Source organism: Streptomyces tateyamensis (genome assembly GCF_003205575.1).
In the GTDB taxonomy this organism is placed as follows: domain Bacteria; phylum Actinomycetota; class Actinomycetes; order Streptomycetales; family Streptomycetaceae; genus Kitasatospora; species Kitasatospora tateyamensis.
In genome coordinates this window covers 44,185-65,861 of the sequence record NZ_PYBW01000058.1, presented here as the reverse complement: position 1 = coordinate 65,861, position 21,677 = coordinate 44,185, and the positions used below count along the sequence as shown (strand labels likewise).

At 72.8% G+C, this 21,677-nt stretch carries 21 protein-coding genes; 8 read left to right on the top strand and 13 right to left on the bottom strand.

Going from position 1 to position 21,677, the window contains the following annotated elements; all coding sequences use genetic code 11:
- Positions 1 to 143 precede the first annotated feature (143 nt).
- Positions 144 to 413: a WhiB family transcriptional regulator gene (locus tag C7C46_RS18525; protein ID WP_035848588.1), complete on the bottom strand. Its 270-nt coding sequence runs from the start codon at positions 411 to 413 to the stop codon at positions 144 to 146.
- 747 nt (positions 414 to 1,160) lie between these two features.
- Here C7C46_RS18525 and C7C46_RS18520 point away from each other — a divergent pair.
- The 3 genes from C7C46_RS18520 to C7C46_RS18510 are packed head-to-tail and all read left to right on the top strand — an operon-like array spanning position 1,161 to position 4,097.
- Positions 1,161 to 1,778 (top strand): cysteine dioxygenase, encoded by a 618-nt coding sequence (locus C7C46_RS18520; RefSeq protein WP_110670970.1) that lies wholly within the window; start codon positions 1,161 to 1,163, stop codon positions 1,776 to 1,778.
- 52 nt (positions 1,779 to 1,830) lie between these two features.
- Complete coding sequence (cofD, locus tag C7C46_RS18515) at positions 1,831 to 2,790, top strand: 2-phospho-L-lactate transferase (protein ID WP_110670969.1); 960 nt, start codon at positions 1,831 to 1,833, stop codon at positions 2,788 to 2,790.
- Complete coding sequence (locus C7C46_RS18510; RefSeq protein ID WP_110670968.1) at positions 2,787 to 4,097, top strand: coenzyme F420-0:L-glutamate ligase; 1,311 nt, start codon at positions 2,787 to 2,789, stop codon at positions 4,095 to 4,097. The genes cofD and C7C46_RS18510 overlap by 4 nt, the downstream gene beginning before the upstream one ends.
- Before the next feature lie 89 nt (positions 4,098 to 4,186).
- Here the strand turns inward: C7C46_RS18510 and C7C46_RS18505 are convergent, their stop codons facing one another.
- Both C7C46_RS18505 and C7C46_RS18500 read right to left on the bottom strand, forming a co-directional pair.
- Positions 4,187 to 5,107 (bottom strand): DNA-3-methyladenine glycosylase family protein, encoded by a 921-nt coding sequence (locus C7C46_RS18505; protein WP_110670967.1) that lies wholly within the window; start codon positions 5,105 to 5,107, stop codon positions 4,187 to 4,189.
- Positions 5,108 to 5,143: 36 nt separating this feature from the next.
- A complete protein-coding gene (locus C7C46_RS18500) occupies positions 5,144 to 6,280 on the bottom strand; it encodes a peptidoglycan recognition protein family protein (protein ID WP_110670966.1) in 1,137 nt (378 codons plus the stop codon).
- A gap of 137 nt (positions 6,281 to 6,417) precedes the next feature.
- On the opposite strand from C7C46_RS18500, the gene C7C46_RS18495 reads away from it, so the two are divergent.
- Positions 6,418 to 7,194: a TIGR03089 family protein gene (locus C7C46_RS18495; RefSeq protein ID WP_110670965.1), complete on the top strand. Its 777-nt coding sequence runs from the start codon at positions 6,418 to 6,420 to the stop codon at positions 7,192 to 7,194.
- Between the two features lie 36 nt (positions 7,195 to 7,230).
- On the opposite strand, the gene C7C46_RS18490 is transcribed toward C7C46_RS18495, so the two are convergent.
- The 6 genes from C7C46_RS18490 to C7C46_RS37725 all read right to left on the bottom strand — a co-directional run bounded on the left by C7C46_RS18490 (position 7,231) and on the right by C7C46_RS37725 (position 13,319).
- On the bottom strand, positions 7,231 to 7,830 hold the full coding sequence (locus C7C46_RS18490) for an acyltransferase (RefSeq protein ID WP_110670964.1): 600 nt from the start codon (positions 7,828 to 7,830) through the stop codon (positions 7,231 to 7,233).
- 18 nt (positions 7,831 to 7,848) lie between these two features.
- The gene (locus tag C7C46_RS18485) at positions 7,849 to 8,880 is read right to left on the bottom strand and encodes a glycosyltransferase family 2 protein (protein ID WP_110670990.1); all 1,032 of its coding nucleotides are present in this window, start codon (positions 8,878 to 8,880) and stop codon (positions 7,849 to 7,851) included.
- A gap of 100 nt (positions 8,881 to 8,980) precedes the next feature.
- Entirely contained in the window at positions 8,981 to 11,560 is a 2,580-nt protein-coding gene (locus C7C46_RS18480) for an ABC transporter permease (protein ID WP_110670963.1), read from the bottom strand.
- A gap of 16 nt (positions 11,561 to 11,576) precedes the next feature.
- Entirely contained in the window at positions 11,577 to 12,365 is a 789-nt protein-coding gene (locus C7C46_RS18475; RefSeq protein ID WP_181442406.1) for an ABC transporter ATP-binding protein, read from the bottom strand.
- Between the two features lie 211 nt (positions 12,366 to 12,576).
- Complete coding sequence (gene ssuE / locus C7C46_RS18470; protein WP_110670961.1) at positions 12,577 to 13,161, bottom strand: NADPH-dependent FMN reductase; 585 nt, start codon at positions 13,159 to 13,161, stop codon at positions 12,577 to 12,579.
- Between the two features lie 68 nt (positions 13,162 to 13,229).
- Positions 13,230 to 13,319, bottom strand: a complete 90-nt coding sequence (locus C7C46_RS37725) for a putative leader peptide (protein ID WP_425470091.1) — start codon at positions 13,317 to 13,319, stop codon at positions 13,230 to 13,232.
- A gap of 423 nt (positions 13,320 to 13,742) precedes the next feature.
- Here C7C46_RS37725 and C7C46_RS18465 point away from each other — a divergent pair, with 423 nt between their 5' ends.
- Both C7C46_RS18465 and C7C46_RS18460 read left to right on the top strand, forming a co-directional pair.
- Complete coding sequence (locus tag C7C46_RS18465) at positions 13,743 to 14,717, top strand: LCP family protein (protein ID WP_342775410.1); 975 nt, start codon at positions 13,743 to 13,745, stop codon at positions 14,715 to 14,717.
- Positions 14,718 to 15,011: 294 nt separating this feature from the next.
- Positions 15,012 to 15,698 carry a TetR/AcrR family transcriptional regulator gene (locus C7C46_RS18460; protein WP_110670959.1) on the top strand — a complete coding sequence of 229 codons (687 nt, stop codon included), beginning with the start codon at positions 15,012 to 15,014 and terminating at the stop codon, positions 15,696 to 15,698.
- A 167-nt stretch (positions 15,699 to 15,865) separates the two neighbouring features.
- Here the strand turns inward: C7C46_RS18460 and C7C46_RS18455 are convergent, their stop codons facing one another.
- Together C7C46_RS18455 and C7C46_RS18450 are read right to left on the bottom strand one after the other, a co-directional pair.
- The gene (locus tag C7C46_RS18455; protein ID WP_181442405.1) at positions 15,866 to 16,504 is read right to left on the bottom strand and encodes a DUF4232 domain-containing protein; all 639 of its coding nucleotides are present in this window, start codon (positions 16,502 to 16,504) and stop codon (positions 15,866 to 15,868) included.
- Between the two features lie 148 nt (positions 16,505 to 16,652).
- A complete protein-coding gene (locus C7C46_RS18450; protein ID WP_110670957.1) occupies positions 16,653 to 17,816 on the bottom strand; it encodes an acyl-CoA dehydrogenase family protein in 1,164 nt (387 codons plus the stop codon).
- 184 nt (positions 17,817 to 18,000) lie between these two features.
- On the opposite strand from C7C46_RS18450, the gene C7C46_RS18445 reads away from it, so the two are divergent.
- Both C7C46_RS18445 and C7C46_RS18440 read left to right on the top strand, forming a co-directional pair.
- A complete protein-coding gene (locus C7C46_RS18445) occupies positions 18,001 to 19,341 on the top strand; it encodes a UDP-glucose dehydrogenase family protein (protein WP_110670956.1) in 1,341 nt (446 codons plus the stop codon).
- A 53-nt stretch (positions 19,342 to 19,394) separates the two neighbouring features.
- Complete coding sequence (locus C7C46_RS18440; protein WP_110670955.1) at positions 19,395 to 19,805, top strand: CoA-binding protein; 411 nt, start codon at positions 19,395 to 19,397, stop codon at positions 19,803 to 19,805.
- Positions 19,806 to 19,864: 59 nt separating this feature from the next.
- Here C7C46_RS18440 and purE read toward each other — a convergent pair whose 3' ends face one another.
- Positions 19,865 to 20,392 carry a 5-(carboxyamino)imidazole ribonucleotide mutase gene (purE, locus tag C7C46_RS18435; RefSeq protein WP_110670954.1) on the bottom strand — a complete coding sequence of 176 codons (528 nt, stop codon included), beginning with the start codon at positions 20,390 to 20,392 and terminating at the stop codon, positions 19,865 to 19,867.
- A complete protein-coding gene (locus C7C46_RS18430; protein WP_110670953.1) occupies positions 20,389 to 21,558 on the bottom strand; it encodes a 5-(carboxyamino)imidazole ribonucleotide synthase in 1,170 nt (389 codons plus the stop codon). The genes purE and C7C46_RS18430 overlap by 4 nt, the downstream gene beginning before the upstream one ends.
- Between the last annotated feature and the right edge of the window lie 119 nt (positions 21,559 to 21,677).

Sequence of the window (21,677 nt, the reverse complement as noted above, 5' to 3'; positions counted from 1 at the left end):
GCGCGTGAATATGCAAAAGCGCCCCGCCGCACCGGCGAGGCGCTTGCACAACCGCGGTGGATTCCGCACAGATTCTGCGAAGAAGAAAGTCGATGCCAATCTGCCGTGCATTGGAGCCCGGCCACCGCGCCCGCGCGGACGGGTCAGACCGCGCTCTTCTTGAGCCGCCGGCGTTCGCGTTCGGACAGACCGCCCCAGATTCCGAAACGCTCGTCGTTGGCGAGGGCGTACTCGAGGCATTCGGAGCGCACCTCACAGGCGAGGCAGACTTTCTTGGCCTCGCGGGTGGACCCGCCCTTCTCCGGGAAGAACGACTCCGGGTCGGTCTGGGCGCACAGCGCGCGCTCCTGCCAGCCGAGCTCCTCTTCCTCTTCGATGTCCTCACCGATCAACAGCTCAAAGAGCTCGCTCATTGGCGCGCCTCCTCTGCCCCTCTTGGCGTCCCCGTGCGTGTGGCCGCCGGCTTGGTTCGGCCGAACGACACGACTGAAATTACATGTGCGTCACTCTGGCTCAGTCAAGCCGAGCTCTGGTATTGGCTGCCGAATTCACTCCCCGGAACCAAGCCACTACAAATAGTGTACATATCCGGACAGAACGGACTTTCCGCAGCTCGCGGCCCACACGGCAGGTCCGGACCGGGTGCATCCCCCGCCCGGGGAGACGTTCCACGGATCGATCCGGTTGCCGACGCCGGCACCGCGGGCCACAGTGCCCTCGGGACCGCGAGCGGCCGAGCTGACGCGGCGTCAGCCGACACACCGCCACGAGCCGTGATCAACCCGGTCATCGCCCTGCCTTCCCGGCGATCCGCACATCGAAACATAGAGCCTGACTTATCGCCTGATCAGGCGTTTCGTCCCAGTTGTCGCCCTGGTGGAGTAAAGGGAGGACTTGACATGGAGCCTGCCGAACCTGTCTGCTGGTCCGCATGTCAGAGTCCCTCGCCCCGCGGAGCCGCCAGGCCGTGCTCCGCCGTGCCGCGAGCACTCTGTTCCGGTGTTGTCGCCCCTGTTGTCGATAGGCGCGTCGGCCCCCTCCTCTCGGACCCTTCTTCCCGGTCTCGGCGCGCCTACCCCGCAACCCCGAGGCCGATACCGTCGCCGCAGCTCCGCGCGGATCCGGCCGCTCACGCCGACTCCACCGCGAGGACTCCACCGATGCGCCCGATCCGCCCCCGCAAGCGCCACCGCGACCGCAACAAGGCCGCCCGCCGCACCGCCGCCGGGCAGGCCGGCCGACTGCCCTCGCCCGCGCGCCCCTGGGCCGACGGCCTGAGCGACGTCTCGATCGCCGGCGACCCGCTGGCCTTCCCGCACCTGGCCCGCACCGACGCGGCGCGCCACCCCAGCACCGTGGCCGACTACACCCGCCTGGTCCGCGAACTCGCCGCCGACACCGCGCGCTGGGCCCCGCTGGTCCGCTACGACGCGCTGACCCGCTGGTACGCGCGGCTGGAGACCGGGCCCGGCTACGAGGTCTGGCTGCTCAGCTGGCTGCCGGGCCAGAGCAGCGGGCGGCACGACCACGGCGGGTCCTCGGGTGTGCTGACGGTGGTTCAGGGCGAGCTGGTCGAGCGCTCGCCGGGCCGGGACGGCGCGGACGGCCGCACCCTGCGCCCGGGCGGGCAGCGCGTCTTCGCCCCCGGGTACGTGCACGAGGTGGTCAACGCCTCGCTGGAGCCCGCGGTCAGCATCCACCTGTACGCCCCCGGCCTCACCGAGATGAACCAGCACCCCGCGGCAGCGGTGGCGGAGTTGGCCGCAGAGCCGGCCTGAGCGGGCACCCGGCGCGGTCCGCGGCACCGCCGGCGCCTGGCAGGATGAGCGCATGCGTATCGTGGCACTGGCCGGGGGGATCGGCGGGGCCCGCTTCCTGCGCGGGCTCAAGGACGTGGTCGCCCCTGGCGACGAGATCACCGTCATCGGCAACACCGGTGACGACATTCACCTCTTCGGGTTGAAGGTCTGCCCCGACCTCGACACCGTGATGTACACCCTGGGCGGCGGCATCCACGAGGAGCAGGGCTGGGGCCGGGCCGGGGAGAGCTTCGCGGTCAAGGCCGAGCTGGCCGCCTACGGCGTCGGGCCGTCCTGGTTCGGCCTGGGCGACAAGGACTTCGCCACCCACATCGTGCGCACCCAGATGCTCGCCGCCGGCTACCCGCTCAGCGCGGTGACCGAGGCGCTCTGCCACCGCTGGCAGCCGGGGGTCCGCCTGCTGCCGATGAGCGACGACCGGGTCGAGACCCACGTGCGGATCACCGACGAGCAGGGCAGCCGGGCCGTCCACTTCCAGGAGTACTGGGTCAGGCTGCACGCCGAGCTGCCGGCCGAGGCGATCGTCCCGGTCGGCGCCGACACCGCGAAGCCGGGCCCCGGGGTGCTGGAGGCGATCGCCGCGGCGGACGTGATCCTCTTCCCGCCCTCCAACCCGGTGGTGAGCATCGGCACCATTCTGGCCGTCCCCGGCATCCGGGCGGCGGTGGCCGCGGCACCGGCGCCGGTGGTCGGCCTGTCCCCGATCATCGGCGGCGCGCCGGTGCGCGGGATGGCCGACAAGGTGCTGGCCGCGGTCGGGGTCGAGGCCACCGCTGCGGCGGTCGCGCTGCACTACGGCCCCGAGCTGCTGGACGGCTGGCTGGTGGACCCGGCCGACGCCGACGCGGTGGACCGGGTGACGGCCGGTGGGATCGCCTGCCGGGCGGTCCCGCTGCTGATGACCGACCCGGCCGCCACCGCCGCGATGGCCCGGGCGGCCCTGGAGCTGGCCGAGCAGGTGCGCGGATGAACCCGGCCCCGGCCCCGGGCCTGCAGCTGCTGCCGGTCGAGGGGCTGCCCGAGATCGAGCGGGACGCCGACCTGGGCGCACTGATCGCCAAGGCCGTCGAGCTGCGGCACGGCGACATCCTGGTCGTCACCTCGAAGATCGTCAGCAAGGCCGAGGGCCGCCTGGTGCACGCCGCCGACCGAGAGGCGGCGATCGACGCCGAGGCGGTGCGGGTGGTGGCCCGGCGCGGCCGGACCCGGATCGTGCAGAACCGCCAGGGCCTGGTGCTGGCCGCCGCCGGGGTGGACGCGTCCAACACCGCGCCCGGCACCGTCCTGCTGCTGCCGCTGGACCCGGACGCCTCGGCACGGGCGATCCGGGCCCGGATCCGCGAGCTGACCGGGCGTCAGGTCGCGGTGATCGTCACCGACACCTTCGGCCGGGCCTGGCGCACCGGGCTGACCGACGTGGCGATCGGCGCCGCCGGCCTGGACGTGCTGCTGGACCACCGCGGCACCCGGGACAGCCACGGCAACGAGCTGAGCATGACCGTCACCGCGATCGCCGACGAGCTGGCCGCGGCCGGCGACCTGGTCAAGGGCAAGGCCACCGGCACCCCGGTGGCGGTGGTCCGGGGCCTGGCCGAGCGGGTCTCCGAGGCGGACGGGGCCGGGAGCGGGCCGCTGATCCGGCCGCTGGAGGAGGACATGTTCCGGCTCGGCACCTCGGAGGCGGTGCGGGCCGCGGTGACCCTGCGGCGCACCGTGCGCGAGTTCAGCGACGAGCCGGTGCACCCCGAGGCGGTGCGCCGCGCGGTGGCCGCCGCGGTGACCGCGCCGGCCCCGCACCACACCACGCCGTGGCGGTTCGTGCTGCTGGAGTCGGCCGCGGCCCGCACCGCCCTGCTGGACGCGATGCTCGCCGCCTGGCAGCGCGACCTGCGCGAGCTGGACGGCTGGGACGAGCAGCGGATCGCCCGTCGCACCGCCCGCGGCGACGTGCTGCGCCGGGCGCCGTACCTGGTGGTCCCGTGCCTGGTGATGGAGGGCTCGCACGCCTACCCCGACCCGCGCCGGGCCGCCGCCGAGCGGGAGATGTTCACCGTCGCGATCGGGGCCGCGGTGCAGAACCTGCTGGTCACCCTGAGCGGCGAGGGCTACGGGACGGCCTGGGTCTCCTCCACGATGTTCTGCCGCGACACCGTCCGCGAGGTCCTCGACCTGCCGTCCCACTGGGACCCGATGGGCGCCGTCGCAGTCGGCCGCCCGGCCACCGTCCCGCCGGAGCGGGGCGAGCGGGACGCGTCGGGGTTCGTGGTGGTGCGGTGACGCAGGATCAGAGCTTGCGGTAGACCTCGCGGCTCAGTGAGTCGGTCCTGCCCGCAGCACACACAGCACGGTGTACACAGGGCAGCGTCTCACCGCCCGCGGTGGTCGTTCGGGGTCAGCCTGGGGCCGTACTTGGGCGGACGCAGGCCGGTGAGGCCGATCACGCGGCAGGTGCGGTGGCGGTGCGGGGTGTAGGGGGCGAGCAGGGTGAGCAGGTCTGCGTCGGAGGAGCGGGGGCGGCCGGCCAGCGCCCAGCCGACGATGTTGGGCAGGTGGTAGTCGCCGACCGAGACCGCGTCCGCGTCCCCGTTGCTGCGCTGCATGGTCTCCGCGGCGGTCCACTCGCCGATCCCGGGGACGGCGGTGAGCCGGGCGTAGGCCGCCAGGTGGTCCATCCCCGCGGCCTGCTCCAGCCGCGGCGCCAGCCGGACCGCGCGCAGCACGGTGGCCGAGCGCTTGGGGTCGACGCCGGCCTTGTGCCACTCCCAGGAGGGGATCAGCGCCCACTCCCGGGCCGAGGGCGCCACCCGCATCCGCAGCTCGGCGGCCGGCCCCGGGGCGGGGGTGCCGAACGCGTGCAGCAGCGTGCGCCAGGCGCGGTAGGCCTCGTCGGTGGTGACCTTCTGCTCCAGGATGGCGGGTACCAGCGAGTCCAGCACCAGCCCGGTACGGCACAGCCGCAGCCCTGGGTTGGCCCGCTGGGCCTCGCGCAGCGGGCCGGGCGGCAGCAGCAGGCCTGACGGGTCGTCGGCCGCGCCGAGCAGCTCGGGCAGCTGGTCCAGCTGCCACTCGGCGCCCGGCCCCCAGGCCTGCGCCAGCACCTGGCCGCCGACCGCGCGCAGCCGCAGCGCCACCGGGCCGCCCGGGGTGCGCGCGGCCCGCCACAGCGCCCCGTCCGGGGTGCGGCGCAGGGCCGGGTCGGCGGGGCCGCGGCGCAGCGGGAACAGGGTGCGGGTCAGGTCGAGCGGGTAGCCGGGGCGCCAGACCCGCTCCTGGGCTTGGGCGGTCACCCGACCAGTCTGGCCCGGGCCACCGACAACCGGCCGCTACCGGCGGCCCTGCAGGTGCGCGGCCCGTTCGCGGATCGCCGGCAGCTCGGCGAACAGCGCGTTGCCCGGGCACTCGGTGTCGAAGGCGTCCCGGTGGCCGGAGACGGCGTCGAAGGTGTGCGCGGTACCGCTCGGGTAGCGGCTGCCGTTGCTCGCCGAGGTGAGCATGGTGCGGCCGGTGGCGTCCTGGCCGGTGAGCCCGAGCTTCCAGGCGGCGATCTTGGCGATGCCGTCCAGCTGGGCCTGCGGTACCGGGCCCGAGACGTAGGTGCCGAGCGCGGCCACCCCCGCCGAGCCGGTGTTGAAGCCCAGCGTGTGCGCGCCCAGCACCGACCGGGCCACCCCGCCGGCCCGGCCCTCGAAGATGATCCCGCAGCGGTCCACCAGGAAGTTGTAGCCCAGGTCGCGCCAGCCGTTGGAGCGCACGTGGTACTGGTAGATCGACCGGATCAGCTTGGCGGAGTCCGAGCAGCGGTAGTCGTTGCCGGTGTCGGTGTGGTGGACGAAGACCGCGCGCACGTCACCGGTGTAGTCGAACCCCGGCCTGCGCAGCGACTCGTCCGCGCCCCAGCCGGCCCGCACGACGATACCCGGGCGCGGTGCCTGGTGGGCCGCCGCCGGCAGCGCACGCTCGGCGGGCTCGGCCGCCGCCGGGGCCGCGGGGGCCGACGGGCCGTCACCCGGGTCCACCAGGTCGACCCGCAGGCCGGCCGGCAGCGGCCCGTCACCGACCACCCGCACCTGCACCCCGTCGCTCGGGCCGACCCAGCGCGGCGCAGTGGCGCCGCGCGCACCGGAGGTCTCGGGGCGGTCGGGACGGTCCTCGGAATCGGCGGCCAACTGCTGCCAGCCGCTCCACCGACCGGCTGAACGGGTGCGCACCTGGACCGTGCCGGGCAGTTCGGCGGCGGGGTCGTCCCAGCTGACGCCGAGCAGTGAGTAGCCGGTGGTGGCTCGGGCCGGCAGGCCGAGCAGCACCGTGCCCGCCGCCCGCGGACCGGCCAGCGGGACCAGGGCCAGCGTGCTGGTCCGGGCCGGCGCGGATGCGGCGGGCACGGCGGTGGAGCCGGCAGCGGTCAGGGACAGGGCGAGCGCGCAGGCGGCGCCGAACAAGGAGACCTGGTGAATCCGCATAAAACGGATAATCAGCTCACAATGCCTCGGCCGCCACCCGCCGCCCGCGACGACCTGACAGGCCGTCGGCCGCGCCCGTCGTACCGGGCCGACCCCCTCCCCCGGCGTACCCGGCAGGCCTTAGGCTGGTCCGCACCATGACTGCGCCTTTCGCTGCCGACGCCCGTACCCCCGCCGAGCTGCTGCGAGCCGCCCTCGGTGAGGACCCCGCCCGCCCGCTCGTCACGTTCTACGACGACGACACCGGCGAGCGGGTCGAACTCTCGGTCAAGACCTTCGACAACTGGGTCGCCAAGACCGCCAACCTGCTCCAGGACGAGCTGAACGCGGGCCCGGAGGACACGGCGGCACTTCTGCTGCCGGCCCACTGGCAGAGCGCGGTCTGGCTGCTCGCCTGCTGGTCGGTCGGGGTCACCGCGGTCCCGGCCGGCGATCCGGCCGAGGCCTCCCTGGTGGTCAGCGGGCCGGACGGGCTGGCGGCCGCGCAGGCCTGTTCCGGCGAACGGGTGGCGCTGGCGCTGCGCCCGCTCGGCGGCCGGTTCCCGCAGCGCCCCGACGGCTTCCTGGACTACGCGGCCGAGGTGCCCGGCCAGGGCGACCGGTTCGCGCCGTACTCGCCGGTGGTGGCCGACACCCCCGCGCTGGAGACCGTGGTGGACGGGCTGCCGCTCAAGCTGAGCGCCGGTCAGACCGTGCAGCTGGCCCGCGAGGGCGCCGCCCGGCTCGGCCTGGAGCGCGGCTCCCGGGTGCTCAGCACCCTCTCCTTCGACGACTGGGCGGGCCTGGAGGCCGGGCTGCTGGCCCCGCTGGTGGCCGGCGGCTCGGTGGTGCTGTGCCGCAACTCCGCGGAGCTGACCGAGGAGCAGTGGAAGTCCCGGATCGAGGCCGAGAAGGTCACGCTGCGCCTGAGCTGACCCCGGGTCGGCCCGGCAGGCCGCTGCCGGGCCGGCTCAGCGCAGCACCAGGGCGCCGGGCTGCTCCTCCGCGTACCGCTCCCCGGTGGCCGGGCACTCCCAGTGCCCGGGCCCGCGCGCGGCCAGCGGCTGCCCGGCCCGGCCGACCCAGCCGATCCGGCGGGCCGGCACCCCGGCCACCAGCGCGTGGTCCGGCACGTCCCGGCGCACCACCGCGCCGGCCGCCACCAGCGCCCAGCGGCCCACCGTCACCCCGGCCACCAGCACCGCACGGGCGCCGATCGAGCAGCCCTCGCGCAGCAGCACGCCGTCGGCCCGCCAGTCGGCGGCCCGCTTGAGCCGCCCGTCCACCCCGACCGCGCGCGGGTACAGGTCATTGGTCAGCACCACGGCCGGGCCGATGAAGACCCCGTCCTCGACCACCGCTGGCTCGTAGACCAGGGCGTGGTTCTGCACCTTCACCCGGTCGCCGAGTCGCACCCCCGGGCCCAGGTAGGCGCCGCGCCCGATCACGCACTCGGCGCCGACCACCGCCTCCTCGCGGATCTGGGCGAGGTGCCAGACGGTGGTGCCGGCGCCGAGGCGGGCGCGCGGATCGACGTCCGCGCTGGGTTCGACACGTACTGCTTCGCTCACGCCACTGAAGGTAGCGCCTCAGGCGGTGCGCTCCAGACCGCGGGCCGCGCCCGGGAGGGTGGAGGCGATCACCTTGTCGGCCAGCTTGCGCGGCGAGGTGAGGAAGCCGAAGCCCCAGCTGAAGTGCATGGTGGCCAGTGCCACCGGCAGCAGCAGCCGGGCCTTGGCGGACAGCCCGCGCCCGGCCGGCACCGAGCCGGCCAGGATCCCGGCCGCGTAGCCGCCGGGCAGCACCAGGAAGGCCGGGTGCACCGCGGCACCCAGCACCAGGCCGAGCAGCACCGCGAGCAGCGCGGTCGGCGGGGCCAGGTAGCGCAGGTTGACCGAGCCGCGGTGGTAGCGGGTGACCACCCGGCGCCAGCGGCCGTAGTCCTTGTACTGCTTGGCCAGCGCCCGCACGCTGGGGCGCGGCCGGTAGGTGACCTTGAGCTGCGGGGTGAACCAGATCAGGCCGCCGTCCTGGCGGATCCGGTAGTTGAGCTCCCAGTCCTGGGCCCGGATGAACTCCTCGTTGTAGCCGCCGAGCTTCTCCAGCACCTCGCGGCGGAACACCCCGAGGTAGACCGTCTCGGCCTCGCCGGCCAGGCCGCCGGTGTGGAAGGCGGCGTTGCCGACCCCGATCTTGGCGGTCATCGCGGCGGCCACCGCGTGCTCCCACTCGGTCTCGCCCTCGGCGTGCATGATCCCGCCGACGTTGGCCGCGTCCATCTCGCGCAGCAACCGCACCGCGGTGGCGACGTACCCGGGCGTGAGCAGCCCGTGCCCGTCCACCCGCACCACTATCGGGTGACTGGAGGCGCGGATCGCCGCGTTCAGCCCGGCGGGGGTGCGCCCGGTGGGGTTGGGCACGGTGCGCACCCGCGGGTCCTCGGCCGCCAGTTCGGCGGCGATCGCGTCGGTCCGGTCGGTGGACGGACCCAGCGCGAGCACCACCTCCATGGCACCGGCGTACTCCTGCTCCAGGATCCGCCGCACGGCGGAGCGGAGGTGTCGTTCCTCGTTGAGCACCGGCATGATCACGGAGACCGCCGGCAGCTCCTCAGCAGCCATGGTGTTCATCGGGGCCAACCGTACCGGACCCCGGGAAACACCGAACCGGGCGCTCCTGCCCTTGCAGGAACGCCCGGTCCTCGTACTGCCTGAGTGACCGTCAGCCGGTGGCGATGGCGTCCAGCACGTTCATCCGGGAGGCCCGGAAAGCCGGCACCACCGCGGCCAGCAGACCGATCACCGCCGAGGCGAGCAGCACCCCGATGATGGTGACGACCGGAATGGTCAGCGTGTCCAGGCCGCTGTTGCGCAGCACCTGCTGGGCGGTGACGCCCCAGGCCAGGCCCAACCCGGTGCCGAGCACGGCACCGAAGACCGCGATCACCACCGACTCCAGCCGGATCATCCGCCGCAGCTGCCGACGGGAGATGCCGATCGCCCGCATCAGGCCGATCTCCCGGGTCCGCTCGACCACCGAGAGCGCCAGCGTGTTGATCACACCGAGCACCGCGACCAGGATCGCCAGCCCGAGCAGGCCGTAGACCAGGTACAGCAGGACGTTCACGTTCGCCTGGAAGAGCTGCTTGAGTCCCTCCTGGTCCTTCACCGTCACCTGCGGGTAGTCGATCAGCGCGTCCTGCAGGGCCTGGTAGGTCTTGCCCTTGTCGGCCCCGGCAGCAGCCATCCCGTAGAAGGCGCGGTCGACCGGCTGCTGGTCGGCCGGGACCACCTGGGTGACGGTCTCGAGACCGGTGTAGAAGTGCCCGTCGAAGATCTGGCTGCCCTTGCTGGTGATCACCGCGACCGGCAGGGACTGGGTGCGGCCCTTGCCGTAGTCGATCGCCAGCTTGTCCCCGAGCTTGAGGCCGTGGTCCTTGGCGAAGGTCTCGTCGACCGAGATGCCGCCACCGGTGATCGCGTCCTGCGGCGAACCCGAGCTGACCGGGAAGTGGAAGTCACCGGCGAAGGTCGAGGACTCCGCCGCGACCTCGGCCTCGGTGGTCTTGCCGTCCGGCGTGGTGAAGGTGGCCGGCAGGTACTTCTCCTCGGTGATGTGGTCGATCCCCGAGGCCTTCTGGGCCGCGGCCACCATGGCCGGGGTGATGCCGGTCCGATTGGCGAAGGCCAGGTAGTCCGCGCCGACCTGCTTCTCGATCTGCGAGTTGGTCGAGCTGACCATCGAGGAGGTGACCACCGCGGCGCCGGTGACCAGGGCCAGGCCGATCATCAGCGCGGCCGCGGTGGCGCCGGTGCGGCGCGGGTTGCGCATCGCGTTGCGCTGGGCGAGCTTGCCGGCCGGTCCGAACAGCTTCGGCAGGAAGCCGCCGAGCAGCCGGATCAGGCCGGTGGCCAGCAACGGGCCGAGCACCACGAAGCCGATCAGGGTGAACGGCACCCCCAGGCCCAGCAGCGAACCGCCGGTGCCGGCCTTGCTCGCGAGGCCGCCGGCCACCAGCAGCCCGGCCCCGCCGAGCGTCAGCACCAGGCCGATGATCACCCGGACCTTGTTGGAGGCGCCCTCGCTCGGAGTGCCGTGGTCGCGCAGCGCGGCCATCGGGGCGACCCTGGAGGCCCGGAAGGCCGGGATGATCGCGGAGACCACGGTGATCACGATGCCCACCGTGTAGGAGGCGATCGGCACCGTGGCGGTGAACTCCAGCGAGGAGCTGATGTTCATCCCGACCAGCTTCATCAACCCGATCAGCAACTGGGCCAGGCCCAGCCCGGCCAGCATGCCGATCGTGGAGCCGACCACGGCGAGCACCAGCGCCTCGATCAGCACCGAGCCGTTGACCTGCCCGCGGCTGCCGCCGAGGGCCCGCAGCAGGCCGATCTCCCTGGTCCGCTGGGCCACCAGCATGGAGAAGGTGTTGATGATCAGGAAGCCGCCGACCAGCAGCGAGACGCCGGCGAAGCCGAGCATCACGTACTTCATGAAGTCGAGGACGGACCCGATCCCCTTGCTGCCGTCGGCCTGCTGCTCGGCCGCGGTCTTGACCTGGTAGCCGCTGCCGAGGGCGCCGAGCGCCTCGCTCTTGAGCTGGTCGTTGGAGACGCTGCCGTCGCCGAACGCGGCGATCGAGGTGTAGACGTCGCTCTGGCCGAGCAGGTCGTGCTGGGCGGTCGGGACGTCCAGGAAGACCAGCGCCGCACCGGGGTTGGTGCCGGTGAAGGTGGCGATTCCGGAGACGGTGTAGGTGTAGGTGCCCAGCGCGTCGATCACCTCGATCGGGTCGCCGAGGCCGAGCTTGGCCTTCTTGGCGGTGTCCGCGTCGAGCATCGCCTGCTGGGCGCCGGCCGGTGCCGCGCCGGAGGTGATCTTCATCGGGCTGCGCGGACCAGGGGTCCAGGAGCCGACGATGGTCGGAGCACCGCTAACCGGGCCCGCCTGCTTCTTGGTCTTCGGGTTGACCAGGGTGGCGTCGACCACCGAGATGTCACCCTGGGCGCTCTTCACGCCGGGCTGGGCGGCGATCTGCTGGACCGCCGAGGCCGGCACCGTCAGCGTCTTGGCGCTCGGGCCGCCCTGCCCCGCCCCGGCGTCCTTCTTGGCGGGCGCCTGGCTGATCTGGATGTCCGAGGCGGTGGAGGCGAACAGCTTGTCGAAGGTGCTGGTCGCGGTGTTGGAGAAGACCAGGGTGCCGGAGACGAAGGCCACCGACAGCACGATCGCGATCAGGGAGAGCACCATCCGGCCCTTGTGGGCGACGAAGCTCCGTAGTGAAGTCTTGAGCAGCATGAGTCCTGACCCCGCCTCAGCTGGTGCGCTTGCCGTCGAAACGGCGCATGCGCTCGAGGACGGAGTCCGCGGTCGGAGAGTTCATCTCGTCCACGATCGAGCCGTCGGCCAGGAACAGCACCCGGTCCGCGTAGCCCGCGGCCACCGGGTCGTGCGTCACCATGACGATGGTCTGGGCGAGCTCGTCCACCGAGCGGCGCAGGAAGGTGAGCACCTCGGCGCCGGAGCGGGAGTCGAGGTTGCCGGTCGGCTCGTCGCCGAAGATGATCTCGGGGCGGGCGGCCAGCGCCCGGGCCACCGCGACGCGCTGCTGCTGACCACCGGACAGCTGGGTCGGGCGGTGCTTGAGCCGGTCGGCCAGGCCCACCGTGTCCACCACCTGGTCCAGCCAGGCCTGGTCGGGCTTGCGGCCGGCTATGTCCATCGGCAGCGTGATGTTCTCCAGCGCGTTCAGCGTCGGGAGCAGGTTGAAGGCCTGGAAGATGAAGCCGATCTTGTCCCGGCGCAGCTGGGTCAGCTGCTTGTCCCGCAGCCCGGTGATCTCGGTGTCGCCGATCCAGATCCGACCGTCCGTCACACTGTCCAGGCCGGCCAGGCAGTGCATCAGGGTGGACTTGCCGGAGCCGGAGGGGCCCATGATCGCGGTGAACCGGCCGCGCTGGATGTCCACGTCGACCGCATCGAGCGCCGTGACGCGGGTCTCGCCCTGGCCGTACGCCTTGGTCACCTGCCGCGCCGCGGCGGCGTTGGCGGACGGGCCGCCAGGGTTCTCGGATGTCTGCACGGCTGCGGATGCCGTCGTCACGGTGTGCTCCTTGGTGAAGTGATCCCCCGAGCCCGGCCCCGGAAGAGAGGGTGGCCGAGCCGATGTCACCAAAGTAGAGCCTTACGGCGTACAACTCGTCATCCGCCGGGAGGACCCTGGGCGACGGGAGTCGTACGGGACGCGGACGGCCTCCCCTAGGGGACGCGCGCCCGCTGTCAGGGGCGCCCTTGCGAGCACCGCCGACGACCGGTCAGCGGCCCGCCGCCAGCGCCGGTTCGGGCCGCCCCGACAGCGCGGGTTCGGCGCGGCCCGACAGCGCTGCCGCGAAGGCGTCCACCACCGGGGCGAGCAGCACCTCGGTCTCCGGCTCCAGCACCGTCGCCCCGTCCGGGCCGGTGCCGATGTGACGGTCCAGCACGAACCAGCCGTGGGTGATGTGCGGGGCGCCCATCGAGGCGAGCACCGGGCGCAGCGCGTAGTCGACCGCGAGCATGTGCGCGGCGGAGCCGCCGGTGGCCAGCGGGAGCACCGTCTTGCCGCGCAGCGCGTGCTGCGGCAGCAGGTCCAGCAAGGTCTTCAACAGGCCTGAGTAGGCGGCCTTGTAGACCGGGGTGCCGATCACCAGGCCGTCCGCGGCGGCCACCAGCTCGACGGCCCGGGCTATCGCGGGGTTTCCGGTGTCGGCGGCGAGCAGCGCCTCGGCCGGCAGCTCGCGGGCGTGCAGGGTCACCACCCGGTGCCCGTGGTCGGCGAGCCGGGCGCCGACGTGGTGCACCAGGCGGGCGGTGCGGGAGCCAGCGGAGGGCGAGCCGGTGAGGGCGAGGACGGTGGCCATGGGGGGTTCACCTCGGGGCAGGGCGGACCGCGGGTGGGGACCGCGGGGAGTACTGCGGGCGACGGGGATCAGCCGCGGGCGAGGGAACGACAGAGCGAGCCGCTGACACGCTTGAGGTCGACGTGGCGCCGACGCGTGAGGCTGGGCTGCTGGTCCATGCCAGTCATGACAGCACGGGCCGCGCGAACCGGTCAAGATTCGTCCCGGTCCGTGATACTGCCCGGTCCAGGTCCGTGAGCTGCATCAACTCTGCTACAACAGCGGCCGAAAGCCCGTGTGGCGGCCCCGGCTCGGGCATCCTCTGTGGCATGGATGACAGGCAGCAGGGCCGCCCGGGCGGCGACGGTTACGGAGCTCAGGGCGGTCACCGGCCCCAGGGGGCAGCCGGCGGTGGCGCCTTCGGCAGCGGCGCCGAGCCGCCGCTGCCGCCCGGCCTGAACCCTCGTGGTCCCGGGGCCCGGCCCCCGGCCCAGCGCGGACCGGGCGGACCCGCCGGAGCGGGCGGAGCGGGCGGACCGGGCGGAGCGGGCGGACCCGGTCGGCCGGGTGCGCCGACCGCCCGGCGCCGGTCCCGCTGGCGCGTGGTGCGGTGGGTCGTGCTCGGCCTGGTCCTGGTGCTGCTCGGCACCGGCGTCGGCACCTACCTGTGGGCCGACTCCAAGCTCAACCAGCAGGACGTGCTCAAGGACTGGTCGGGCCGGCCGAAGGCGGGCAAGGGCACCAACTGGCTGATCGTCGGCTCGGACAGCCGCAACGGCCTGAGCGACACCCAGAAGCAGGACCTGCACACCGGGTCGGACGACGGCAAGCGCAGCGACTCGATGATGATCCTGCACATCGGCGACCACGGGAACACGCTGATGAGCATCCCGCGCGACTCCTGGGTGCCGATCCCGGCCCACCTGGACACCGCGGGCACCGGCAAGACCATTCCGGCCACCACCAGCAAGATCAACTCGGCCTTCAACAACGGCGGCGGCGAACTGCTGACCCGCACCGTCGAGCAGAACACCGGTATCCACCTCGACCACTACGCCGAGGTCGGCTTCGCCGGGTTCGTCGGCATCGTGGACGCGGTGGGCGGCGTGCACATGTGTATCGACCAGGCCGTCCAGGACAAGGACTCCGGGCTCAACCTCAAGGCCGGCTGCCAGACCCTGACCGGCCAGCAGTCGCTCGCCTTCGTCCGCCAGCGCCACCAGATGGCCGACCAGGACCTGGGCCGGATGCGCAACCAGCAGAAGTTCCTCTCCGCACTGGCCCACCAGGCCGCCACCCCGAGCACCCTGCTCGACCCGTTCACGCTCTACCCGCTGATCGGCTCGGGCCTGGACACCCTGATCGTGGACAAGAACGCCGGACTGACCGACCTGGCCGGGCTCTTCGACGCGATGCGCTCGGTCAGCAGCGGCGACGGGCGCAGCATCACGGTGCCGATCGGCAACGCCGACTACCGCACCTCCACCGGCGAGTCCGCGGTCAAGTGGGATGCGGCCAAGTCCAAGCAGGTGTTCGACGCGATCCAGAACGACACGACCGTGCCCGACGTCAAGTAGCCGCCGACCAGGACGGCCGAACCCCCTGCCGGCAGGCTCCGGCAGGGGGTTCGCGGCTCGTGCGGCGGCCGGCCGCGGGCGCCTTGCGGCGGGGCGCGGGCCGGTGCGGCACGGGCGTCGGGCGCGCACCGCTGCTGGCCGCGCTGGCCGCAGCGGCGGGCCGGCGCGATCGGCCTGTTCAACCTGGTCTTCCTGGTCGGTACCGTGCTCGGCACCCAGCTTGCCCGCAGTAGCACACCAAACCGTTCAGTTCATACACTGAGACCCGCCCCGCAGTCCCGAGTAAGGATCCCCATGGCCGCCAACACCGCCGGGCCGACCGACGAGTACGGCATCCCGATCATCCCGGAGCCGGTGGACGCCGCCCAGCGCAAGCGCCGGGCGATCATCGACGCCGCCCTGGTGGAGTTCCTGCGCGAGGGCTACTCGGCCGCCTCGATGGACGCCATCACCGCACGGTCCGGCGTCTCCAAGGCCACCATCTACAAGCACTTCGGCAGCAAGGAACGGCTCTTCCTCGCGGTGATCGGCGGGATACTGCCCACCACCTACGCCGACCTGGAGCCGTTCAACTCCACCATCGCGCAGGCCACCGACCTGCGGGCGGCGCTGATCCGGCTGACCCTCGACTGGACCCGGATCCTGCTGCGCCCGGACATCATGTCGCTGCGCCGCCTGGTGATCGGCGAGATCGACCGGTTCCCGCAGCTGGGCCAGCTCTGGTACCGGGTCAGCTACGACATGAACAACGGCCCGCTGATCGAGGCGTTCACCGAGCTCGGCGAGCGCGGCGTGCTGGACGTCCCGGACCCGGCGCTGGCCGTGCAGCAGCTGGTCGCCTGCACCGTCGGCGTGCCGCAGCTGGTCCGCACCTTCCGGCCCGAGGCCGAGCTGGCGGAGGCCGAGCTGACCCGGGTGATCACCTCGGGAGTGGACCTCTTCCTGAGCCGCTACTCGGCACCGGCAACGGCTCGGAGCTGACCGGCTCAGGACCGGCCGATTCAGCGCCGACCGCCCCGGGACGGACCGACCCGGGACCGACCGGCTGCGGTACCGGACTGACGGAGCGTCGGCGGCGCAGCTCGGCGGCCAGCACCGTGGCGGGGGCGCGACCGCCGGGCAAGTGACTGCTCGGGGGCAGCCACGGCTCAGGGGAAGACCACGCCCTGGTTGCTGGGCTGCAGCGAGCCGACCGTGAACCCGGCGGGCGAGACCGCGAGCATCTGCTCGGTCAGCGGCTTGCCGTCGGTGCCCAGCACCCGGGCGGTCAGCCGGGTGGTCTCGTCCGGCGGGGTCACCACGATGGTCGCCACCGAGGGGCAGGTCGGCGAGGCCTTGTCGCACGAGGCCCACTTGAGCCCCGAGAAAGCGGTGGTCCCGGGCTTCAGCGTGACCGCGACCGGCGCCCCGGGGTGGGCGACCCGGTTGGTCGCCAGCTTGAGCGGGCGGTCGCTCGCCTCCAGGCCGTCGTAGCCGAGGTAGCCCTGGACGGTGCAGGTGCGGCTGCCCTTGTTGGTCAGCAGCACCATCGCGGAGTCGACCAGGTCGGGCTGGATCTGGATGTCGACGGTCAGCTCCCCCGTGTGGCAGCGGCCGCCGGCCTGCGCGCTCGCCGTCGGCTCGGCGCTGCCGGTGGGGCGGGCGCTGCCCGTGGCGCCGGCAGCGCTCGGCCTGCCCGCCGTCGAGGATGGTGCGGGCGCCGCCGGCGCCTCGTCGTTGCAGGCCACCGCTCCGAGCGCCAGCACCGCCACCGTGGCGGCCGCCGCCGCTCCCCTGCTCCACCGCATGATCGCTCCCCGCCCAAGTCGTTCCGCTCTGCCGTCGATCAACACGTCGCGCCCGGGGCCGGCGGTTCGGCCGCCCGTGTCCGTACTGGGTAACAGCATGGGCGAGCCCCCGCCACTGGCAGGTGACGGGGGCTCGGCCGACTCGGGATCAGGCGCTGGGCAGGTTGCGCGCCATGACGATCCGCTGGACCTGGTTCGTCCCCTCGTAGATCTGGGTGATCTTGGCGTCGCGCATCATCCGCTCGACCGGGTAGTCGCGGGTGTAGCCGTAGCCGCCGAGCAGCTGGACCGCGTCGGTGGTGACCTCCATCGCCACGTCCGAGGCGAAGCACTTCGCGGCGGCACCGAAGAAGGTCAGGTCGGCGTCGACCCGCTGCGACTTGGCGGCGGCGGCGTAGGTGAGCTGGCGGGCCGCCTCCAGCTTCATCGCCATGTCGGCCAGCATGAACTGGACGCCCTGGAACTCGGCGATCGCCTTGCCGAACTGCTTGCGCTCCTTGACGTAGCCGCTGGCGTAGTCGAGCGCGCCCTGGGCGATGCCGAGGGCCTGGGCGGCGATGGTGATCCGGGTGTGGTCCAGGGTCTTCATCGCGGTGGCGAAGCCGGTGCCCTCGGCGCCGATCATGCGGTCGGCCGGGATCCGCACGTTGTCCAGGTAGACCTCGCGGGTCGGCGAGCCCTTGATGCCGAGCTTCTTCTCCGGGGCGCCGAACGAGACGCCCTCGTCGCCCTTCTCCACCACGAAGGCGGAGATGCCCTTGGAGCGCTTCTCGGGGTCGGTGACGGCCATCACCGTGTAGAACTCGGAGACGCCGGCGTTGGTGATCCACCGCTTGACGCCGTTGAGCACCCAGAAGTCGCCGTCGCGCACCGCGCGGGTCTTCATGCCGGCCGCGTCCGAGCCGGCGTCCGGCTCGGAGAGGCAGTAGGAGAACATGCCCTCGCCACGGGCCAGCGCGCCCAGGTACTTGGCCTTGAGCTCCTCGGAGCCGGAGAGCTGGACCGGCAGCGAGCCGAGCTTGTTGACGGCGGGGATCAGCGAGGAGGAGGCGCAGACCCGGGCCACCTCCTCGATCACCAGGACGGTGGCGAGCGCGTCGGCACCGGCGCCGCCGTACTCCTCGGGGACGTGCACCGCGTGCAGCTCGTTGGCCTCCAGTGCGTCCCGGGCCTCCTGCGGGAAGCGGCCCTGCTCGTCCACCTCGGCGGCGAAAGGCGCGATCTTCGCCTCGGCGAGCGCACGGACCGTCTCGCGGAGCATCTCGTGCTCCTCCGAGAGCTTGAAGAGGTCGAAATCGGCACTGCTCGCCATGGTGTGCGCCTCTCAGGATTCGTACCCGTTAGTTACTGTTAAGTAGGACAACATTCTAGGGCTTGCCCCTGCTCGCGGGGGACGTGACGTGGATGACACGCAACCGGCAGCCGTTACCATCGGTCCCTGCATCCCGTCCCGCTCCTGCCGGTCTACCCCCGGCGGCCCGTAAAGGGGAACCCCTGTGGCCCTGCGCATCTCGGTCATCGGTACCGGCTACCTCGGCGCGACCCACGCGGCCTGCCTGGCGGAGCTCGGGTTCGAGGTGATCGGCCTGGACGTGGACCAGGACAAGCTCGCCGCCCTGGCGGCCGGCCGGGTGCCGATGTACGAGCCCGGGCTGTCCGACCTGCTGGTCAAGCACGTGGTGGGCCACCCCGGTTCGACCGGGCGGCTGCGCTTCACCTCCTCGGTCGCCGAGGTCGCGGAATTCGCGGACGTGCACTTCATCTGTGTGAACACTCCGCAGCGCAAGGGCGAATTCGCCGCCGACATGTCCTACGTGGACGCCGCGGTGGACGCGCTGGCCCCGCAGCTGACCCGCCCGGCCCTGGTGGTCGGCAAGTCGACCGTGCCGGTGGGCAGCGCCGGCCGGCTGGCCGAGCGGCTGGCCGCGCTGGCCCCGGCCGGTGAGCAGGTGGAGCTGGCCTGGAACCCGGAGTTCCTGCGCGAGGGCTTCGCGGTCGGCGACACCCTGCACCCGGACCGGATCGTGATCGGGGTGCGCGAGGGCGGCCGGGCCGAGGAACTGCTGCGCGAGGTCTACGCGACGCCGATGGCCGAGGGCGTGCCGATGGTGGTCACCGACTACCCGACCGCCGAGCTGGTCAAGGCCGCCGCCAACTCCTTCCTGGCCACCAAGATCTCCTTCATCAACGCGATGGCCGAGGTCTGCGAGGCCTCCGGCGCGGACGTCACGCTGCTCAGCAAGGCGCTCTCCTACGACGACCGGATCGGCGGCCGGTTCCTCAACGCCGGCCTCGGCTTCGGCGGCGGCTGCCTGCCCAAGGACATCCGCGCCTTCATGGCCCGGGCCGGCGAGCTGGGCGCCGACCAGGCGCTCACCTTCCTGCGCGAGGTGGACTCGATCAACATGCGGCGCCGCTCCCGGATGGTGGAGCTGGCCCGCGAGCAGTGCGGCGGCGGTTTCCTGGACCGCCGGGTGGCGGTGCTGGGCGCGGCGTTCAAGCCGGACTCGGACGACATCCGCGACTCGCCCGCGCTCAACGTGGCCGCCCAGATCCAGCTGCAGGGCGCCGAGGTGACCGTCTACGACCCGCGCGCGATGGACAACGCCCGCAAGATGTTCCCCTCGCTCTCCTACGCCGCCTCCCCCGCCGAGGCCGCGGTCGGCGCCCACGTGGTGCTGCACCTGACGGAGTGGCAGGAGTTCCGCGAGCTGGACCCGGTGGCGCTGGGTGCGGTGGTCGCCGAGCGGCGGATCCTGGACGGGCGCAACGTGCTCGACGGCCCGCGCTGGCGCGAGGCCGGCTGGACCTACCGGGCGATGGGCCGGCCCAGCTGAGCGCTCCCGTGCCGGCGCGGAATGGCGGCCCGGCCAGGTCGGTTGTCACCGGCATGACCGACTACCGCGACCTTGACGCCGTCCGCGAGATCCTCACCCGCACCGGGGACACCTGGGCCGTGGTGGGCCTGTCCAGCAACCAGCGGCGCGCCGCCTACGGGGTGGCGCAGGTGCTGCAGCGGTACGGCAAGCGGATCGTGCCGGTGCACCCCAAGGCCGAGTCGGTGCTCGGCGAGCAGGGGTACGCCTCGCTGGCCGAGATCCCCTTCCCGGTCGACGTGGTGGACGTCTTCGTCAACAGCTCGCTGGCCGGCGAGGTGGCCGACCAGGCGGTGGCGGCCGGGGCCCGCGCGGTCTGGTTCCAGCTCGACGTGATCGACGAGGCGGCCTACGCGCGGACCACGGCGGCCGGGCTGCGGATGGTCATGGACCGCTGCCCGGCCATCGAGATCCCGCAGCTGTAGCCGTGCCCCGGGGCGACGGACCGTCAGCAGCTGAAAGGCCGTCAGCGACTTAAGGACCGTCAGCGGCTGAAGCCGAAGGAGGTCGAACCGGCGACCTTGGCGCGCAGCTTGGCGCCCTTCTCGGTCGCCTGGTGGTTCAGCTCGGTCTGGAAGTCGACCATCTTCTCGGTCAGCTCCGGGTCGAAGGCGGCCACCATGCGCACCGCGAGCAGGCCGGCGTTGCGGGCCCCGGCGACCGAGACGGTGGCCACCGGCACACCGGCCGGCATCTGCACGATCGAGAGCAGGCTGTCCATGCCGTCCAGGTAGCGCAGCGGCACCGGCACGCCGATCACCGGCAGCGGGGTGACCGAGGCCAGCATGCCCGGCAGGTGGGCCGCACCGCCGGCGCCCGCGATGATCGCCTTCAGGCCGCGGGTGTGCGCCTGCTCGCCGTAGGCGATCATCTCGCGCGGCATCCGGTGCGCCGACAGGACGTTCACCTCGTAGGGCACCTCGAACTCGTCCAGCGCCTGGGCCGCGGCCTCCATCACCGACCAGTCGGAGTCGGAGCCCATCGCGATGCCGACAACGGGATTGCTCGTCATTCGGTGATCGTGCCTCTCAGGTACGCGGCCGCGTGGCGCGCCCGCTCGCGCACGTCCTCGAGGTCGTCCCCGAAGACGGTGACGTGGCCCACCTTGCGGCCGGGCTTCACGTCCTTGCCGTACATGTGGATCCGCAGGCCCGGGTCGCGGGCCATGCAGTGCAGGTAGGCGTGGTACATGTCCGGGTAGTCGCCGCCGAGCACGTTGACCATCACGGTCCACTTGGCCCGCGGGCGCGGGTCGCCCAGCGGCAGGTCCAGTACCGCGCGCAGGTGGTTCTCGAACTGCGAGGTGACCGCGCCGTCGATCGACCAGTGGCCGGAGTTGTGCGGTCGCATCGCCAGCTCGTTGACCAGGATCCGGCCGTCCCTGGTCTGGAACAGCTCCACCGCCAGGTGGCCGGTGATCTCCAGCTCGCCGGCGATCCGCAGCGCCAGCTCCTGGGCCTCGTTGGCGAGGGCCGGGTCCAGGCCGGGGGCGGGCGCGGTGACCTCGGCGCACACCCCGTGCTCCTGGACGCTCTCCACCACCGGGTAGGCGACCGCCTGGCCGCTGGGTGAGCGGACCACGTTGGCGGCCAGCTCGCGCAGGAAGTCCACCTTCTCCTCGGCCAGCACCGCGACGCCGGCCAGGAACGGGGCCTGTGCCTCGGTCTCGTCGGCCACCACCCAGACGCCCTTGCCGTCGTAGCCGCCGCGCACCGTCTTGAGCACCACGGGGTAGCCGTCGCCCTCGGCGGCGAAGGCCGTCACGTCGGCCGGGTCGGCGACCAGCCGGTGCCGCGGGCAGGGCACGCCGATCGCGTCCAGCTTGGCCCGCATCACGCCCTTGTCCTGCGCGTTGACCAGCGCGTCCGGGCCCGGGCGGACCGCGACGCCCTCGGCCTGGAGGACCCGCAGGTGCTCGGTGGGGACGTGCTCGTGGTCGAAGGTGACCACGGCGCAGTCGGCGGCGAACCGGCGCAGGGTGTCCAGGTCGCGGTAGTCGCCGAGCACGGTGTCGCCGACGACTTGGGCCGCCGAGTCCTGCGGGGTGTCGGCGAGGAGCCTGAAGCGGATGCCGAGCGGAATGCCGGCCTCGTGCGTCATGCGGGACAGCTGACCGCCGCCCACCATGCCCACGACGGGAAATTTTGCGCTGCCGGGGAGAGTCACGGAGGCAAGGATATCCGGGCCGGTCGAAGGGGGTGCAGCGGCGGGCTGCCCGACCCGCTCCGCGGCCGGGCGGCCGTTGGGCGGACTTGGCGGTACTGCGGGGCGGGTAGCCTGGATGGCCCAGTGCCCGG

Coding starts and splice junctions, on each gene's coding strand:
- C7C46_RS18440 (WP_110670955.1), top strand. CDS start 19,395: ATGACCGACTACCGCGACCTTGACGCCGTCCGCGAGATCCTCACCCGC.
- C7C46_RS37725 (WP_425470091.1), bottom strand. CDS start 13,319: ATGGACCAGCAGCCCAGCCTCACGCGTCGGCGCCACGTCGACCTCAAG.
- C7C46_RS18500 (WP_110670966.1), bottom strand. CDS start 6,280: ATGCGGATTCACCAGGTCTCCTTGTTCGGCGCCGCCTGCGCGCTCGCC.
- C7C46_RS18450 (WP_110670957.1), bottom strand. CDS start 17,816: ATGGCGAGCAGTGCCGATTTCGACCTCTTCAAGCTCTCGGAGGAGCAC.
- cofD (WP_110670969.1), top strand. CDS start 1,831: ATGCGTATCGTGGCACTGGCCGGGGGGATCGGCGGGGCCCGCTTCCTG.
- C7C46_RS18525 (WP_035848588.1), bottom strand. CDS start 413: ATGAGCGAGCTCTTTGAGCTGTTGATCGGTGAGGACATCGAAGAGGAA.
- C7C46_RS18460 (WP_110670959.1), top strand. CDS start 15,012: ATGGCCGCCAACACCGCCGGGCCGACCGACGAGTACGGCATCCCGATC.
- purE (WP_110670954.1), bottom strand. CDS start 20,392: ATGACGAGCAATCCCGTTGTCGGCATCGCGATGGGCTCCGACTCCGAC.
- C7C46_RS18480 (WP_110670963.1), bottom strand. CDS start 11,560: ATGCTGCTCAAGACTTCACTACGGAGCTTCGTCGCCCACAAGGGCCGG.
- C7C46_RS18455 (WP_181442405.1), bottom strand. CDS start 16,504: ATGCGGTGGAGCAGGGGAGCGGCGGCGGCCGCCACGGTGGCGGTGCTG.
- C7C46_RS18495 (WP_110670965.1), top strand. CDS start 6,418: ATGACTGCGCCTTTCGCTGCCGACGCCCGTACCCCCGCCGAGCTGCTG.
- ssuE (WP_110670961.1), bottom strand. CDS start 13,161: ATGGCCACCGTCCTCGCCCTCACCGGCTCGCCCTCCGCTGGCTCCCGC.
- C7C46_RS18510 (WP_110670968.1), top strand. CDS start 2,787: ATGAACCCGGCCCCGGCCCCGGGCCTGCAGCTGCTGCCGGTCGAGGGG.
- C7C46_RS18485 (WP_110670990.1), bottom strand. CDS start 8,880: ATGGCTGCTGAGGAGCTGCCGGCGGTCTCCGTGATCATGCCGGTGCTC.
- C7C46_RS18520 (WP_110670970.1), top strand. CDS start 1,161: ATGCGCCCGATCCGCCCCCGCAAGCGCCACCGCGACCGCAACAAGGCC.